Annotated in this window: 18 protein-coding genes; 5 read left to right on the top strand and 13 right to left on the bottom strand. The window is 46.1% G+C overall.

Going from position 1 to position 15,513, the window contains the following annotated elements; translation table 11 throughout:
- Positions 1 to 68: 68 nt before the first annotated feature.
- Complete coding sequence (locus GO755_RS39470) at positions 69 to 965, top strand: tyrosine-type recombinase/integrase (protein ID WP_157590959.1); 897 nt, start codon at positions 69 to 71, stop codon at positions 963 to 965.
- 39 nt (positions 966 to 1,004) lie between these two features.
- On the top strand, positions 1,005 to 1,970 hold the full coding sequence (locus GO755_RS39465; RefSeq protein ID WP_157590958.1) for a methylenetetrahydrofolate reductase: 966 nt from the start codon (positions 1,005 to 1,007) through the stop codon (positions 1,968 to 1,970).
- A 112-nt stretch (positions 1,971 to 2,082) separates the two neighbouring features.
- Here the strand turns inward: GO755_RS39465 and GO755_RS39460 are convergent, their stop codons facing one another.
- Positions 2,083 to 3,891 (bottom strand): SGNH/GDSL hydrolase family protein, encoded by a 1,809-nt coding sequence (locus GO755_RS39460; RefSeq protein WP_157590957.1) that lies wholly within the window; start codon positions 3,889 to 3,891, stop codon positions 2,083 to 2,085.
- Between the two features lie 139 nt (positions 3,892 to 4,030).
- Here GO755_RS39460 and GO755_RS39455 point away from each other — a divergent pair, with 139 nt between their 5' ends.
- A complete protein-coding gene (locus GO755_RS39455) occupies positions 4,031 to 4,708 on the top strand; it encodes an EboA domain-containing protein (RefSeq protein WP_157590956.1) in 678 nt (225 codons plus the stop codon).
- Between the two features lie 69 nt (positions 4,709 to 4,777).
- On the opposite strand, the gene GO755_RS39450 is transcribed toward GO755_RS39455, so the two are convergent.
- Both GO755_RS39450 and GO755_RS39445 read right to left on the bottom strand, forming a co-directional pair.
- Positions 4,778 to 5,431, bottom strand: coding sequence for a porin family protein (locus GO755_RS39450; protein ID WP_157590955.1), 654 nt, complete (start codon positions 5,429 to 5,431; stop codon positions 4,778 to 4,780).
- A gap of 6 nt (positions 5,432 to 5,437) precedes the next feature.
- Positions 5,438 to 6,103 (bottom strand): DUF4136 domain-containing protein, encoded by a 666-nt coding sequence (locus tag GO755_RS39445; protein WP_157590954.1) that lies wholly within the window; start codon positions 6,101 to 6,103, stop codon positions 5,438 to 5,440.
- Between the two features lie 165 nt (positions 6,104 to 6,268).
- Between GO755_RS39445 and GO755_RS39440 the strand changes: the two genes are divergently transcribed.
- Both GO755_RS39440 and eboC read left to right on the top strand, forming a co-directional pair.
- On the top strand, positions 6,269 to 7,201 hold the full coding sequence (locus tag GO755_RS39440) for a TatD family hydrolase (protein WP_157590953.1): 933 nt from the start codon (positions 6,269 to 6,271) through the stop codon (positions 7,199 to 7,201).
- Between the two features lie 88 nt (positions 7,202 to 7,289).
- A complete protein-coding gene (gene eboC / locus GO755_RS39435) occupies positions 7,290 to 8,165 on the top strand; it encodes a UbiA-like protein EboC (protein ID WP_157590952.1) in 876 nt (291 codons plus the stop codon).
- Between the two features lie 81 nt (positions 8,166 to 8,246).
- Here the strand turns inward: eboC and GO755_RS39430 are convergent, their stop codons facing one another.
- From GO755_RS39430 to GO755_RS41125, 10 genes are all read right to left on the bottom strand, one after another.
- Positions 8,247 to 8,678 carry a BrxA/BrxB family bacilliredoxin gene (locus tag GO755_RS39430; protein WP_157590951.1) on the bottom strand — a complete coding sequence of 144 codons (432 nt, stop codon included), beginning with the start codon at positions 8,676 to 8,678 and terminating at the stop codon, positions 8,247 to 8,249.
- 104 nt (positions 8,679 to 8,782) lie between these two features.
- The gene (locus tag GO755_RS39425; RefSeq protein WP_046576286.1) at positions 8,783 to 9,094 is read right to left on the bottom strand and encodes a DUF59 domain-containing protein; all 312 of its coding nucleotides are present in this window, start codon (positions 9,092 to 9,094) and stop codon (positions 8,783 to 8,785) included.
- Positions 9,095 to 9,110: 16 nt separating this feature from the next.
- On the bottom strand, positions 9,111 to 9,545 hold the full coding sequence (locus tag GO755_RS39420) for a SufE family protein (protein ID WP_157590950.1): 435 nt from the start codon (positions 9,543 to 9,545) through the stop codon (positions 9,111 to 9,113).
- Positions 9,546 to 9,547: 2 nt separating this feature from the next.
- Complete coding sequence (locus tag GO755_RS39415; RefSeq protein WP_157590949.1) at positions 9,548 to 9,829, bottom strand: type II toxin-antitoxin system RelE/ParE family toxin; 282 nt, start codon at positions 9,827 to 9,829, stop codon at positions 9,548 to 9,550.
- Positions 9,826 to 10,047, bottom strand: coding sequence for a hypothetical protein (locus tag GO755_RS39410; protein WP_157590948.1), 222 nt, complete (start codon positions 10,045 to 10,047; stop codon positions 9,826 to 9,828). The genes GO755_RS39415 and GO755_RS39410 overlap by 4 nt, the downstream gene beginning before the upstream one ends.
- An 18-nt stretch (positions 10,048 to 10,065) precedes the next feature.
- Positions 10,066 to 11,304: a cysteine desulfurase gene (locus GO755_RS39405; protein ID WP_157590947.1), complete on the bottom strand. Its 1,239-nt coding sequence runs from the start codon at positions 11,302 to 11,304 to the stop codon at positions 10,066 to 10,068.
- A 96-nt stretch (positions 11,305 to 11,400) separates the two neighbouring features.
- The gene (locus GO755_RS39400; protein ID WP_157590946.1) at positions 11,401 to 12,330 is read right to left on the bottom strand and encodes an esterase-like activity of phytase family protein; all 930 of its coding nucleotides are present in this window, start codon (positions 12,328 to 12,330) and stop codon (positions 11,401 to 11,403) included.
- Between the two features lie 92 nt (positions 12,331 to 12,422).
- A complete protein-coding gene (gene sufD, locus GO755_RS39395) occupies positions 12,423 to 13,748 on the bottom strand; it encodes a Fe-S cluster assembly protein SufD (protein WP_157590945.1) in 1,326 nt (441 codons plus the stop codon).
- A 93-nt stretch (positions 13,749 to 13,841) separates the two neighbouring features.
- A complete protein-coding gene (sufC, locus tag GO755_RS39390; protein WP_157590944.1) occupies positions 13,842 to 14,594 on the bottom strand; it encodes a Fe-S cluster assembly ATPase SufC in 753 nt (250 codons plus the stop codon).
- Between the two features lie 273 nt (positions 14,595 to 14,867).
- On the bottom strand, positions 14,868 to 15,513 hold a 646-nt coding region (locus tag GO755_RS41125; protein WP_198175063.1), incomplete at its 5' end, for a hypothetical protein.

Genomic DNA, 15,513 nt, shown 5'->3' with positions numbered 1-15,513 from the left:
GGTCTTCTAAATCATAATCACAAAGTCGGTATGTTTGTTGAACAAAATCAGATGAATCCACAAATCAGATGAATCCCGGTTCTGACTTCCTCCAGCACATTCGTTACGAAAAACGGCTGAGCCACCATACGCTTACGGCTTATGCGAATGACCTGGAGCAATTCACCTTGTTTCTGGCCACAGAATGCAACGTTGATCAGCCTGAACGCGCTGATTTTCGGCACATTCGGTCGTGGATTGTGAGTCTGGTCGAGGCTGATTTGGATAAATCGTCGGTGAACCGGAAGATTGCCACCTTACGAAGTTTCTATAGTTTCCTGGTTCGTCGGAAGGTAATTGAGCTTGACCCGATGACGAAAATTCAGGCGCTGAAGGCTAGCAAACGGCTACCGCAGTATGTGGAAGAAAAGCCAATGGAGATGCTGCTCAACGACATCGAATTTCCTGATACGTTCGAGGGTATCCGAGACAAACTGGTGCTTGAATTACTCTACGGCACGGGTATTCGATTGAGTGAGTTAACCGGCCTGAAAACCGTCGATGTGAATCTCTACGACAAAACCATTATGGTGTTAGGGAAGCGCAATAAACACCGGCTCATTCCCTTAACACAGCCCTTATTTGAGCTTATTCAGCAATACAATCAGCTAAAAGAAACGGAATTCTCGGGTCAGGCCGACCAAACTATTTTAATCGTCAGTGATAAAGGTGTTCCCGCGTATCCGGTTATGATTCAGCGTATTGTAAAGAAAAACCTTGCCCTCGTAACCACGCTTGAAAAGAAAAGCCCACACGTATTACGTCACTCGTTTGCCACCCATCTCCTCAATCGGGGCGCTGATTTGAATGCCATTAAAGATCTACTAGGACATAGCAGCCTGGCCGCCACCCAGATTTATACGCATACCAGTCTTGAGCAACTTAAGAAAACCTACGATCAAGCGCATCCGAAGGCAAAGAAATAAAGAAGATCATTCCCTGAACTCCTGGTTTAAGTACTATTTATGTTTTTAGAAAAGATCAAATCTGCAGAATCAGGGGTGTTGCTTTACGGCATCACTCCACCTAAAGTCGGTACTCCACCTGAGCGCGTTGCTGAGATTGCTCAAAAAACAATTGAGCGACTGACTACCTTAGATATCGATGCTCTTGTAGTGTATGACGTCCAGGATGAGGCAGCGCGAACAAAAGAAGAAAGACCTTTTCCATTTTTAAATGCGCTTGATCCGCTCGATTTTGCTTCCAACTATCTGGGCTCTTTAAATATCCCGAAAATAATTTACCGTCCTGCCGGAAAATTTTCTCCCCTAGAGTTATCCGATTGGCTGGAAGAACTACACAAACAGAATTTCTATCCGGTTTTTGTCGGCATACCTGCGCCAGATTTTCCTGTAAAAACTAGCCTTCCAGAAGCTTACAAGATCTGGAGTAAGCATCAGGATACATCCGTTATCGGTGCCGTAACCATCCCTGAACGACATAACCTACTAAACGATGAGGACGTCAGGATACTGGATAAAATGAGTTGTGGAGTATCTTACTTTATTTCACAATGTATTTTCAATCTTGATTACGCGAAGCAGGTTATTGAAGACCTTGTGCTCAATTGTAAAGGAAAGAATATCTCCCCCCCGACAATTATCTTTACGATTACCGCCTGTGGATCGACAAAAACGCTCCATTTTATGGAATGGCTGGGAATTCACGTACCGGATGAATTGAAGGAAGACCTCAAAAAATCGGACGATATTCTTGAAAAATCGGTAAAGATATGTCTTGATATTGCCTCAGAACTTACCACATATTGTATGGAGCGCTCCATTCCCTTTGGCTTCAATATCGAAAGTGTGGCTATTCGGAAAGCAGAGATTGAAGCGTCTATCAGTATAGCGGGTGGGATAGGCCAGATGCTGAAGAATAAAGGGGTAAGGAAGGCGTCAAAAGATTATGAAGCGCAGGTTGTCAAGTAGACTTCGTTCGGCTCGGTAATAAATAACTGCGTAGTCGAATTTATAGCCCCTATCAGCCCACAACTTTAGTTGTGGGCTGATAGATATTTAACTACCTCGTTCGGTGCTCAACTTATTTACGCGCTTTAGGTGCTGGCTCCGGTGCTTTCAGATATGGTAATAACTTGGCTGCGAATTGACGGTATCCTTCGGCGTTGGGATGGAGTCCGTCGCTAAAAAAAGCTTCGTCAATTTTTCCATCTGCCTTAAGAAATACAGTGCCTGGTTGGATAAACGTAGCGTTCACTTCTCCAGCCACCTGCGCAATACGCTGATTTAAGGCTGCGATACGCGTTTCCATCTGCCGACGGGGTAATATTCCAATCATCAAAATAGCTGCATTGGGCTGGCGCGCCTGCATAGCACGTACCAGAAATCCAAGTCCGTCGCTGATCTCCGTGTCAGAATTGGATTGAAGGTTATTCGTGCCAATCATCAGAACAATCTGAGCGGGCGAATAGCCGTCGAGTTCACCGTGATAAGTTCGCCACAGAACATTTTCGATGCGGTCCCAACCATAGCCCATGTTCTGAACACCCAACGGCTCCATACTGGCGTTCCAACTGTCAATGCCATTAGCAAGGGTTGATTTGGGTTCGCCACCCCAAAAATGTGTGATGGAGTTGCCGAAGAAAACAATGCGTGGTGGCTTGCTTTTCAGGCGCGCCAAGATGTCGTTGTGGCGGGTTTCCCAATCATAATTGCGGGCGTCGCGGTACTGTGTGAGTGGCTTCATAGTTGAGATTTCGCCGATAGGTTCGTTCAGAATCGGGCGGATACTGCGTTCATAAGCATCGGCATATTGCTGCATGCCCAGATCGGTTGGATGGGTTCCATCCACCATAGCATCGTTAGTCAAATTGATCGCCGATTTGGGTAACATATACAGCTTCTGGACGCCTTCACTTTTCAACTGGGCAAACGCTTGCTGCATTAACTCATTGACCTCCGTATACAATTGCTTCCGAGTCGGATTAAGGCTTCCCTCTGTATAGCCAGCATGCTCGACCAGCAGAATCGGCGTTGATGGCTTTTTTTGCCGTAACGCTTTCACCGATTCGCTAATTCGGGTTTTTATCTCATCGGGTTTGATGCCTACAGATGCCACCAAATTTGGCAGGCAATCTAGTACGTATAGTTTAGCATCGATTTCAGGGAGCAGATCTACGACTTCTTTTTCAAGTCGCCCGTTGCCCGAAAATCCCAGATTGATAACGGGTCGATCCAGCTTGCGACCTAAAATGGCGGTCCAGGCCATACCTGGTCGCGATGCACAGGCGCCCTGAGCAATAGATGTTCCGTAGATGACGATGGGCTTATCGTTTCGAACGGGCAAAGATGTTAAGGTCACGCCCTTCGGCACACCAATTTCAAGCCAGGTAACGGAGTTATAAAGGGGAAGGTAAAGTCGGTATTCCCGCCCTTTCTGATGGTAGGGATCGTTGGGTTCCAGGCCAGTAAATCGGTACTGAATTGTATCGCCAAATGCATATTTCCCTGCGCACCAAAGGGTATTGCCGTCACTATTGACTGCGTATAAATCAACGCCACTAACGCCTGTCGCAGGCATATGAGGCAGCGCCTGCTTGCCTGACACAGTATACCGAACAACTAGCTGATCGGTACTGGCTCGAAATCGAATAAGAAGGCCGGCTGCGTTATGTGATAAATTCCAAACCTCTTTTCGTACACTTTTTTCGGCTTGGGCGGGTAGACGATCATACGGGTTTTGAATCGACTTGCCCGACCAGGCTTGTCCTTCAATCACAGGCACATCAGATTGAGCCGGATTCCACCAAACGTACTCTACCGCCTGCTGAGCGAAAACGGTTAGGCTAGGTAAATAGAGGAAGACGAATAAACTAAGTACTATTTTTTTCATAATCGGACGTAGCGAATAGGCATTTGGGCGAATAAGCAGTTATAGGAATACATAGCCTGACTACGTAAAGCTGAGTATAGTCATCTACTAATGTGTTTTTGATAAGGTAGAGTACTAATTACGCAAGTATTTTTGCATCATGAATATTTCCCAGATGAGCCAAACGCTGTTTTATCTGATCGAACAGCAATCCAACTCCGAAAAAGCGGTTAATTACCTGCGTCAGCAGGTCGATGCCTTTCATGTTAATCCGCAGGTTTCGGTGTTCTATCGTGTATTCACAGCTCTGCCTCGCTTTGTAGGTAAACAACAGATTGAAGTACCTGAGGATATGGCTTTTGCACTGGAGCGTATTCGCCCAGGTTTTACCGTAACAGGTTGGACGATTGACCGACTGGCGCGGGTTTGGTGGCTGCTTCAACTGCCAGCCGATGACAAGGATGCCTATCTCAATACCATTAGTCAGTTATTTAAAGCGGCTGAGATGAACGAATTAGTGGCCCTTTATTCGGCGCTACCTGTGCTGGCTTATCCCGAATCCTGGAAATTTCAGGCAACAGAAGGTATTCGAAATAATATTGCTGATGTACAGTCAGCGATTATGCTGCATAATCCTTTTCCTGCCGATTACTTTGACGAACCCGCCTGGAATCAGTTGATAATGAAAGCGTTTTTTACTGACAAAGATGTCACGAAAATCATCGGACTGAACGAACGCAATAACGCCCGACTCGCTCAAACGTTGGCCGATTTTGCTGCCGAACGTCGAGCTGCCGGGCGCAGTTTGCCTGCTCATATGGAAGAGTTAATGAGCTAGTTGTTTTAAGTTCAATGTTTCATGTTCAAAGTTCATCCAGCAAACCTGGAACATGAAACCTGAAACAAATTAATACCACCTATACACAATCCCCGCTGACAACATCAGCGATGGGGCTGAGTTTTTCAACAAATCATAGTTGAAGAATACATTCTGATACTGTGCCTGAATTTCGGCACCAAAACCCTGCTCACGTCGACCATAATATTTTAATCCAATGGCAGGTGCAATGGCTCCTTTGAAGCCACTTTTCTGATCGGCCAGTGGCCCGAAGTAGTTTGTGTAATCGACAAAGGCACCCCCACCAGCCATCTGCACATAAGGTCGAATGGCAGCTGAATTATCGGCGAAATAGTAAGAGAGCGAAACCATAGCCGGAATCATGGACAGAGTGCGGGTTTGAACCGCCGAAATAGACTGATCGTCATACTGATACACCTGTCTCGGTAAGCGCTGGTGGGTATACTGATAGCCTGTCTTTAGGCCAATTGAAAACCGTTGCGGAAACAACCATTCAGCATCCAGCGCCAGGTTGGTTGGCGAAATTTTGTCGATATAGCCTTGCTGACCGCCCATTGGAAAAGCGACACCATACCGAGCTGAAATGTTAAACGTGACGTACCGGTCATAGATAGATGACTCAGGCGTGTATTCATTTTTATATTGCGCCCAGGCCGACGTTGTCAGGCCAAGCAGCGCGATTACTGCGATGATCCGTTTCATAGTGTCTTAGCGGGTTACCTGTAAATAAGGCGATTGATTAAAAATGGCAGTAGTGGCCAGATCGACAGCCTGCGTATCCGTAACGTCTGTCCCCCGGATAGTAGCGTCAAAAATGACATTTAGCTGTTGCTGGCCGTCGCTCGTGGTGGCCCGATTTTTCAAGTCAACGATCTGAATTTCCCAGTATTGGTCTGTGACTTGATAGGTGTAATAGCTGGGATAATAAGGCGAATAGCCATAACCGCCAAACCCACCATACCCCCAATAGCTTGAATAATAGGAATATGGGTTTGAGGCAATACCCGTATACTGATTATTGACCCGAATAATGGCCACGCCCAAATCAGCACTATCACCTTTTGCTACTCGTTGAAATCCCCGGCTTGTTAGAGCACTCGCTACGTTCGTTACAAATCGGGTTGAAATGGTATTCTGCGCCATTGCATAGGCATCATTCGATTCGACAATGACCGAATCGGGCAGGCTGAACGTTTTATACTGACCGAAGTTTACAGAGCGATCATAGTTTGTAATATAAACAGGACTATCGGCTGGGCTTAAATCATTGACTGCATTTTCGCGGCAGGCTGTTAAACCTCCACCTGCCATCAGCAACAGTAGTATGACCCAAAGGCTCCCTTTTCCTGACTTGTGTTCTTGAAGCGTATTCATGATTACATTTGTTGTCTGTCTATAAAACGAATAGACTACACTGAAGTTTACGGAAGTTGAATTAAAATGTGGGTAAAAATCATCTGGGATGGGGTTGTATTTTTTGAGAACTTTGTTCCCCTATTACCTGCCGTATTTACTAAATACGATTAACCAAGACGGATTATGGATTTTATGGATTCCATTCGGGGCATGTCGTTTTTCGATATGCACGTTCACATGACCTCCCGAACTACTGACGATTATCAGGCCATGGCCGATGCGGGCGTAGTCGCCCTGATTGAGCCAGCTTTCTGGCTGGGTCAGCCTCGTACGGGTGTTGACTCGTTCCGGGATTATTTTGCTAGTCTTGTTGGCTGGGAGCGGTTTCGGGCATCGCAATTTGGTATTCGGCACTATTGCACCATTGGGCTTAATTCGAAAGAAGCGAATCAGGAAGAATTAGCTGAGCAGGTTATGGAAATCCTGCCGTTGTTCATCTATAAAGAGGGTGTTGTTGGTGTAGGTGAAATTGGTTTCGACGATCAAACAGCCGCCGAGGATAAATACTACCGGGCACAACTGGATTTAGCGAAAGAGGCTGGTTTGCCAGTGCAAATTCATACGCCCCACCGCGACAAAAAGCAGGGCACTAGTCGTAGTATGGATATCGCTTTAGAGCATGGTCTGGAGCCGGGTATGGTCATTGTCGATCATAATAATGAAGAAACGGTGCGTGAAGTACTTGACCGGGGTTTTTGGGCTGGCTTTACCATCTATCCATTTACCAAAATGGGGAACGAACGGATGGTAGAAATTGTGAAGCAATACGGACCTGAACGTATCATGATCAACTCAGCTGCCGATTGGGGTATCAGTGACCCGCTTGCCGTCCCAAAAACGGCCGCATTGATGAAACAACGCGGTATTTCCGACGAAGCGATTAAACTCGTGACGTTTACGAATGCCGTAACCGCCTTTGCCCAAAGTGGTCAATTGAGTCTGGAAGAATTGACCCAGCCAATAGGTATCGATCAGAGCCAACGTTATAATGGCAGCTCAATTCTCCGAGGAGGACAAGCGCCAAGAGTAGACAAAGAATCAACGATAATTAAATAAAGAGTGAAAGAATGAATGAGCGAAAGAGTGAAAATGGCTTGCGTCAACTTTTCGCTCATTCATTCTTTCACTCTTTCGCTCATTCATTATGCTAAAAGCACTTCTTTCCCTGACCCGCCCGGCTAATCTGGTTACAGCTATTGCCGATGTCCTGGCAGGGATGGCTATTGCAGGGTATTTTCTGATCCCTGATTCGTCTGCGGCTCCGGCTGGCTGGCTTTCGCTGGCAACAGTTGGCCTTTATGGAGGAGGAGTCGTTTTTAATGATGTTTTTGATGCGGAATTAGATGCGATCGAACGCCCTGAACGTCCTATTCCAAGTGGAACGGTCAGTAAATCTGCTGCTGTGGGGCTAGGAATTGCCCTGCTGATAGTTGGGATTGGGGCATCATTTATGGTTAACCAGACGGCTGGTTTTCTGGCTATTGCGATTTCTATCGCGTCGCTGGTTTATGACCGCTTCGGGAAACATCACAACTGGCTAGGACCGGTTAATATGGGACTGTGCCGGGGCCTGAATTTGCTGCTAGGTGTAAGTATATTGCCTGATCAAGTCATGCCCTGGGTATGGGTAGGCCTGGTCCCGATTGCCTACATTGCAGCAATCACGATGATTAGTCGGGGAGAAGTGCATGGCGGTAGTCCGACTACATTACGCTTTGCTGGTATATTGTATGCGCTTGTGATTGGCTGTGTAGCCGCATTGGCTCAACGTCAACAACAACTGGGCACAGCTTTGCCTTTTCTGGCGCTGTTTGGTTATTATATTTTTCCACCCCTCTGGCGTGCGGTGAAAGAGCCCGTTGGTAAAAATATTGGTCTAGCAGTAAAAGCAGGCGTATTATCGCTGATTGTAATGAATGCCGCCTGGGTAGCGGCATTTTCAAACTTCCCAATGGCCTTTCTGGTATTCTGTTTATTACCCCTGTCGCGATTTTTAGCGAAGGTATTTGCTGTAACGTAGTTTAATAAACTGAAATGGGGTTAGACATACGCCATATCCTGGAGATATGGCGTATGTCTAACCCCATTTCAGTTTATTAAACTACGCGTTTGCTGGCGTGCAGAATTCTTCCAGCGCCATTTCGAGGTGCTGAGCAATCATCTGCGCCGAACGACCTTCAATATGGTGCCGCTCAATAAAATGCACTAATTCGCCATCTTTGAAAATGCCAATTGCTGGCGATGATGGAGGATAAGGCAACAGATATTCCCGCATTTTAGCGACGGCTTCCAGATCGCCACCAGCAAATACAGTTACCATTTTGTCTGGCTTGATAGGGCTGGCTGCTAAAGCCGCTTTTACACCCGGACGAGCTGCACCCGCTGCACAACCACATACTGAATTCACCACAACAAGCATGGTGCCTTCGGCATTTTCCATTGTGTTCACCACCGCATCGGCAGTGGTCAGTTCTTCAAACCCAACGCTGGTCAGGTCTTCCCGCATCGGGACAAGCAAATGAGGAGGATACATAATAATAGTTTGTAAGTTGTTAAGTCAGTAAGTTGGCAAGTCAGCGAGTTATGAGTGCGTCAGCTATTTACTGACTTACCACCTTACTGACTTGGCAACTGTAATCACATAAATCCCAGTTCTAATTTAGCTACTTCCGACATAAGTTCGGTAGAGTAGGGGGGATCGAAGGTCAGTTCAACACTTACATCGCTGACACCATCAATAGCCCGCACTTTTTCTTCAATTTCAGCGGGGATAGAACCTGCTGAAGGACAAGAAGGCGAGGTCAGGGTCATCAGAATGTAGACGTTATTGACCGGAAATATCTTGATATCGTAGATTAATCCCAGTTCGTACACATCCACCGGAATTTCGGGATCATATACACCTTTAAGGGCTAATACGACTTGTTCTTTTAATTCTTCGTCTGTCATTTTCTTGCTTTCGTCATTAATGACTGTTTTCTGATACAGAATAGGCTCGGCCATAAGCTTTCATGCGTTCTATCATCGAAGCCAATCCGCCAGCCCGCAACGATGTAATCAGGTTACCCATACCAACTCGTGGAATGAAATACAAGTCGGCGTTGGCAATATCTTCGGGTTTTTCACCCGATAAGACTCGAATGAGCAGACCAACTAAACCCTTGGAAATCTGAGCTGTTGGTTCGCTATCACCGTAAAAATACAGTTTGTCCTCCTTCAATTCAGCATCAACCCACACTTTCGACTGGCAGCCCATAATTCGGTTCTGATCGTTTTTCTGAGCTTCAGGCATCGGTGGTAATTTTTTGCCCAAATCGATAATATATTGCGTCTTGTCGAGTTGATCATCGAATAAATCAAACTCCTCAATGATCTCGTCCTGCTTTTCGTTGATTGTCATAATCATAACTTGCCTAAAGGTCTACCCATTGGGCGAATGGCAAGTATTTTCAGCGTTTCTTCTTGTGTGCTATAAACCAATCTATACCTACCCACAAACACTTCGCGGATAAATGAAATATAAAAGTCTGGCACCATTCGTCCCATTTCAGGGAATTGAGTGATCAGATTTAATTTTTTCTCTAACTCATCCGTCCACTCATCGGCTACAGCAATTGATTGATCAAATAGGTACTCATAAATTTCCCGGACTTCTTCTCTGGCTGACTCTTTCCAAGCAATCATGCTTTTTTGTTTAACTCAGCCAACTTCCTCTGTTTTACGTCCTTCAGTTCCTGCATGACCTGATCATGAGTAACTTCGGTCGTTTCCCGGAGCCTGCTTTCAATTAATTTTATAAACAGAATACGCTCGATTAAGTCTTCGGAAGATACTTTGTCGGGCAATTCATTGAGACTAGCAAGAACCTGATTTTTGTCTAATAAAATTTCGTCAGGAAACATAGTAGTAAGATTTAGACATCACAACATCATTTTCTGAACCCGACGCAAACCCTGTAAAAGCCGGTCAATTTCATCTCTGGTGTTATAAACCGCAAATGAGGCCCGCGTAGTTCCGGCAATACCAAAGCGTTGCATTAACGGCATAGTACAGTGATGACCCGTCCGAACGGCGATGCCCTGCTGATCTAAAATTACGCCAATATCCTGGTGGTGAATGCCATCTAAAACAAAGGAAATGACACCAATTTTATGTTTTGCCTGTCCAATAATACGTAGTCCGTCCAGCTCAGTTAATTGCTCAGTTGCATACTGAAGCAGATCGTTTTCGTGGGCTGCGATATTCTCTTTCCCCAAACCAGCCATGTATTCGAGAGCCGTTTTTACGGCCACCACATCAGCGATATTGGGGGTTCCCGCTTCGAACTTATAAGGTAGGTCGCTATAAGTTGTTTTAGCAAACGTAACTTCTTTAATCATCTCACCACCACCTCGGTACGGTGGCATAGCATCTAGAATATCCTTCTTGCCATAGAGCACACCCATGCCCGTAGGACCATAGAGCTTATGGGCCGAGAGAACATAGAAATCAGCATCAAGTGCCTGAACATCAAGTTCAAGGTGTGAGCTGGCTTGAGCGCCGTCGATCAGGACAACAGCCCCAACTTCGTGGGCTTTATCGATGATGAATTTGACGGGGTTGATGGTTCCCAACGAATTGGAAACATGAACACAGGAAACAAATTTGGTTTTCTCTGACAGCAGTTTTTCATACTCATCCAGCAGCAATTCACCCTCGTCATTGATGGGAATAACTTTCAGAATACACCCTTTTTCTTCACAGAGCATCTGCCAGGGAACAATGTTGGAGTGATGTTCCATCGTCGAGACAATGATCTCGTCACCCGCTTTCAGAAAATTCCGTCCGTAACTCTGAGCCACCAGATTGATTCCATCGGTGGTGCCATAGGTAAAGATGATTTCCTGCCAATGTTTGGCGTTCAAAAAGGCCTGAACAGCCCGGCGTGATGCTTCGAAGGCAGCTGTTGCCTGCTCGGCCAGATGATGAATTCCCCGGTGAATATTAGCATTGTAGCCCTCGTAGTAGCGCGTCAGGGCATTAATGACCGGAAGCGGCTTCTGGTTGGTAGCTGCATTATCGAAATAAACCAAAGGGCGACCGTTGATTTCCCGGTCGAGTATCGGGAAATCCTGGCGAATGCGCTGAATATCAAGAATATTATCTATGGCTGGTTGCATGGAGTATTCGCGAAGAGAGGAATAAACTAAACATAACGCTGACAAAAGAGTCACCCGTAAAACGCAAATCGAGTACAGTTAGGTTCGATCCTGTGTCTATCGTTTTCGTAAAACAATAACCTGATTTCGTAAGGTCTTATTTACTCGAAAATTATCGTCGGCTATTAGAACCAGTGTTTGGTGTTGCTCGTCAGCCCAGGCCATCGCTTCCAGATTGCAGACTGTACCGGGAAACTGACGGTTAAAATCGAAGGCCAGTTCTTTGGTTAACGTGTGGGTTTGCTCATTTGACGTTGCTACGTATAAATTGGCTGTAACTCGCTTTTGGCTGGCGTCATAGCATCGTTCCAGTACCAACACACGCTGGTCATCGACTGCCAGTATTTCTGAAATGCCACCCACGCGTTCTTCACCCTGTGCAAAGGGACAGCGATTGATCGGATAGGCAAATCGCTCGACGACGGGATCAGCCGACAGTGGATTTGGGTATCGAAAAAACGAGATGGTATCCTGGCTCATGCGCGTTTCGCCTTCCCAGCCCGCTTCGGGCGCTACCCATAAAGTCCCTGTTGACGTAATAGCCAGCCCTTCAAGTCCTTTGTTAGAACCGGGCAGGGGAATTTTCATTAAAATTTGACTGGCACTATCTCTCACCGTCTTCCCATACAGCAGCGACGTAACGAATTCGTGTTCATCCGTCCAGAAATAACCACCATTGCGATCGTAACGGACACTTTCAAACCAGAACGGATTTTTTTGAGCTAGTTTCAAGTGCGAGCTGTCTCGTAAATCGCGGATGTTTTTGATACCGTTGAAGACAAAATGCCAACCTCGGTCACTCACAAAATGCCACTCGCCGGTAGAAGGAACAATTTCAAGGCCTGAAATGCCCCGTAGGCTATCTCGAACCAGCGGTAGCGTCAACGAATCGCCCTCAAAAGTGAATTGCAGACTTTGCCCAAATGCGGCATCACCCGATGCAATACCAATGGTCAGCCAGCAGGCAAGTACAAGTAACAGTCTCATAAGTTTGTGTACGATAGGTTATGACGCAAATCGGTCAGTCACACAGCAAAACTGGTTGACTGACCGATCTTATTTACAGCCTCATAGGGCGATTACTTCGTTAATTTCTCCGTAACAACCCGCTCCAGGTATTCGCGGATGGGTTGAATTTTGATTTGGCTAATTACGTCCTGCGAGAACGCATATAATAATAACGTACGGGCTTCGTCTTTCGGAATACCCCGCGAACGCATGTAAAATAGCGCTTCATCGTTTAGCTGACCTGTAGTTGTACCGTGCGAACATTTTACATCGTCGGCAAAGATTTCCAACTGTGGCTTCGTGTTCATCGACGCGCCCGGAGACAGCACTACATTCTTGCAGGACTGATAGGCATTGGTTTTCTGAGCATCAGGTCGAACAAAAATCTTCCCATTAAACACCCCTGTACTATTGTCATCCAGAATACCCTTATAGAGCTCGTTACTGTATGAATTCGGCATAGCGTGGTCAACGAGCGTGTGGTTGTCCACATGTTGCCGTCCGTTAGGCATATACAAACCATACATGAAGGCTTCAGCATGCTGACCGTTAAGGACAATATTCAGGTTATTGCGAACAAAGTGGCCGTTAAGGGTAATGGTAGCCGAGTAGAAATGACTGTTGTCTTTCTGACTTACCTGGGTAGTACCAATATGATACGCCTTTTCGGTTTCGTTCTGTACCTTGTAGTACTGCATCCGGGCATCGCGGTCGAGCACGATTTCTGTGACTACATTGACAAAGCTTGCTCCTTCACCGAGTGTTCGGTACGATTCTGCCATCATAACCTCCGCGTTTTTGCCAACAACAATCAGGTTACGAGGTTGAGACGTACTGTTTTTGGTGCGGGTATCCGTAATGAAACGAAGGATGATGGGCTGCTCAACCGTAGTATTGGCGGGTACTCGAACGACTACACCATCAGTGGCCAGCGCTGTGTTTAAGGCTGTAAAGGCATTGGTTTGATAATCGGCATAGTGGGCAAAATGTGCTCCAATTAGCTCAGGTTCAGCTTTAATTGCCTCCGCGAAACTTGTTATTTTTACCTGTTCGGCCGGACTAACAAGTCGCGAAAGTTCAGGATGATAACGACCATTGATGAAGTACAGCAGGTTTCCGTCGAGGTTCGGAATTTCCAGCGGGGCCAGATCGTCAGCGGTCACTGTCGTGGTATCATCAAGGTCGAAGGGTTGTTTGAGCAAACCACTGACACTGGAGTATTTCCATTCTTCGTTTCGGGTAGTTGGAAAGCCAAGCTGATCAAATTGTTTCAGAGCTGCCCGCCGGAGTTGATGGATCGGCGCTTTTCGCTCGCCGTTCATGCGCTCCTCGTTGTCCCGGAAAGCCGCCAGCAACTGGTCTTTAAAATCGTTATAGGATGCGTAAGAGGGAGTCATTTCTTTAATGTATGATGTATGATATAGAATGTATGATGTATGATATAGGATGTATTAAGCAAGCGAATTACATCCTATATCATATATCCTATATCAAACTGCTGCTTCGGCTTTAATCCAGTCGTATCCTTTTTCTTCCAGTTCAAGAGCTAGCTCTTTCGGTCCCGATTTCACAATGCGACCTTTATACAATACGTGAACATAATCCGGTACGATATAGTCGAGCAAACGTTGATAGTGAGTTACTACAATCGTGGCCCGATCTGGCGAACGAAGTTGATTAACACCGTCGGCGACAATCCGTAGCGCATCAATGTCCAGACCTGAATCGGTTTCATCCAGGATCGCTAATTTCGGTTCGAGCATAGCCATCTGGAAAATTTCATTCCGTTTCTTCTCCCCTCCCGAAAATCCCTCATTTAATGATCGACTCAGTAATGATTGATCGATGTTGACCAACTTCATTTTCTCTTTCATCAACTTCAGAAATTGCACGGCATCGAGTGGATCCTGACCACGATACTTACGAATTTCGTTTAGGGCCGTTTTTAGAAAGTTAGTTGTGCTAACTCCCGGAATTTCGACGGGATACTGAAACGCTAGAAAGATACCTTCAGCTGCCCGCTCTTCGGGAGCCATATCCAGCAAATCTTTACCATCAAATATTACACTTCCACCCGTTACATTATAATCTTCTCGGCCTGCCAAAACGGAAGCCAGGGTACTCTTGCCCGCTCCATTAGGACCCATAATGGCATGAACCTCACCAGGGTTGACTTCCAGATTGAGACCTCTTAATATTTCTTTTTCGCCTATTGAGGCTTGTAAATTACTGATGGATAACATAATAAGTTATATCGTGACGGGCAAACAAAGCCGCAAAGTTAACAGATGAAATGGTATCTGGTCTGGTTGGATAACAAAATAGGGCGTTTAAAAGTTGACCGCCCTGATTCTTCTTGGCACATAATCACTATTCCTTGCTGAAAATGCCAAAACCCGCAGCCTCAGCGCGGGTTTTGGCATCTATCTACTTGTTATTAAATAAGCTGCTTAAGTGAAACTATAATTGGAACTACTGAGCAATACAAAAAAGGATGCATTGCTCAGTAGTCTAGCTTATTGTGGATTTCCAGCTCGTCTAACTCCTTTTGTCTGTTTAACAACCATTGGTATACAGCTAGTTGTTGGACAAGTACAGTCCGTAGGTAACAGCATTACGGTCAAATCCTTAAAACAACCTGATGTTGTATAGATTCGTACAGTGTAGGCTTGTGTTGTCCCAGGATTGGCCAGATTGCTGACGATTATACCATCTGCCGGAATTGCTTGAGCTGAGCCTGATAAGACGACTGCTGGATTAAAGGCGGCTCCTCCTGAATACTGATAAGTATCTCCAGTTGTGAATCCAATTAACACGATCTTGCCATTTTGTAAAACCGTAGTACCCGAACATGAAGCAGGCACTGCTGTCGCTACAGCCGTCAGACTACAAGCCACTGAACAGGAGGCTGGAGCGGTATAGGTGGTGCTGGCGGTCTGGCTCAGATAACTGACCGTCACGGTGTGAGACCCTGTTCCACTAGGTAAGCCACTCAGTGAATACGGGATCGAGGTGGCTCCTGCACTGACCGAAAGGGTGGTGGTGCTGGCTCCATCGGTGATAGTGAGAGAGCCTGTTACGGCATTGGTCAGACTAATGAGACCGGTCGTATTGTAAGTGTTAGTGCCAGGTATACAGACTCCTGGGTCGGTGACGGCTAGT

Origin of the sequence: Spirosoma arboris, from assembly GCF_009754945.1 — a bacterium.
GTDB lineage: Bacteria > Bacteroidota > Bacteroidia > Cytophagales > Spirosomataceae > Spirosoma > Spirosoma arboris.
The sequence above is the reverse complement of the archived record's forward strand: the minus strand, read 5'-3'. Positions and strand labels throughout refer to the sequence as shown.

Bases quoted from the DNA above. Each gene is read 5' to 3' on its own strand.
- GO755_RS39470 (WP_157590959.1), top strand. From the start codon at position 69: ATGAATCCCGGTTCTGACTTCCTCCAGCACATTCGTTACGAAAAACGG.
- GO755_RS39465 (WP_157590958.1), top strand. From the start codon at position 1,005: ATGTTTTTAGAAAAGATCAAATCTGCAGAATCAGGGGTGTTGCTTTAC.
- GO755_RS39460 (WP_157590957.1), bottom strand. From the start codon at position 3,891: ATGAAAAAAATAGTACTTAGTTTATTCGTCTTCCTCTATTTACCTAGC.
- GO755_RS39455 (WP_157590956.1), top strand. From the start codon at position 4,031: ATGAATATTTCCCAGATGAGCCAAACGCTGTTTTATCTGATCGAACAG.
- GO755_RS39450 (WP_157590955.1), bottom strand. From the start codon at position 5,431: ATGAAACGGATCATCGCAGTAATCGCGCTGCTTGGCCTGACAACGTCG.
- GO755_RS39445 (WP_157590954.1), bottom strand. From the start codon at position 6,103: ATGAATACGCTTCAAGAACACAAGTCAGGAAAAGGGAGCCTTTGGGTC.
- GO755_RS39440 (WP_157590953.1), top strand. From the start codon at position 6,269: ATGGATTTTATGGATTCCATTCGGGGCATGTCGTTTTTCGATATGCAC.
- eboC (WP_157590952.1), top strand. From the start codon at position 7,290: ATGCTAAAAGCACTTCTTTCCCTGACCCGCCCGGCTAATCTGGTTACA.
- GO755_RS39430 (WP_157590951.1), bottom strand. From the start codon at position 8,678: ATGTATCCTCCTCATTTGCTTGTCCCGATGCGGGAAGACCTGACCAGC.
- GO755_RS39425 (WP_046576286.1), bottom strand. From the start codon at position 9,094: ATGACAGACGAAGAATTAAAAGAACAAGTCGTATTAGCCCTTAAAGGT.
- GO755_RS39420 (WP_157590950.1), bottom strand. From the start codon at position 9,545: ATGACAATCAACGAAAAGCAGGACGAGATCATTGAGGAGTTTGATTTA.
- GO755_RS39415 (WP_157590949.1), bottom strand. From the start codon at position 9,829: ATGATTGCTTGGAAAGAGTCAGCCAGAGAAGAAGTCCGGGAAATTTAT.
- GO755_RS39410 (WP_157590948.1), bottom strand. From the start codon at position 10,047: ATGTTTCCTGACGAAATTTTATTAGACAAAAATCAGGTTCTTGCTAGT.
- GO755_RS39405 (WP_157590947.1), bottom strand. From the start codon at position 11,304: ATGCAACCAGCCATAGATAATATTCTTGATATTCAGCGCATTCGCCAG.
- GO755_RS39400 (WP_157590946.1), bottom strand. From the start codon at position 12,330: ATGAGACTGTTACTTGTACTTGCCTGCTGGCTGACCATTGGTATTGCA.
- sufD (WP_157590945.1), bottom strand. From the start codon at position 13,748: ATGACTCCCTCTTACGCATCCTATAACGATTTTAAAGACCAGTTGCTG.
- sufC (WP_157590944.1), bottom strand. From the start codon at position 14,594: ATGTTATCCATCAGTAATTTACAAGCCTCAATAGGCGAAAAAGAAATA.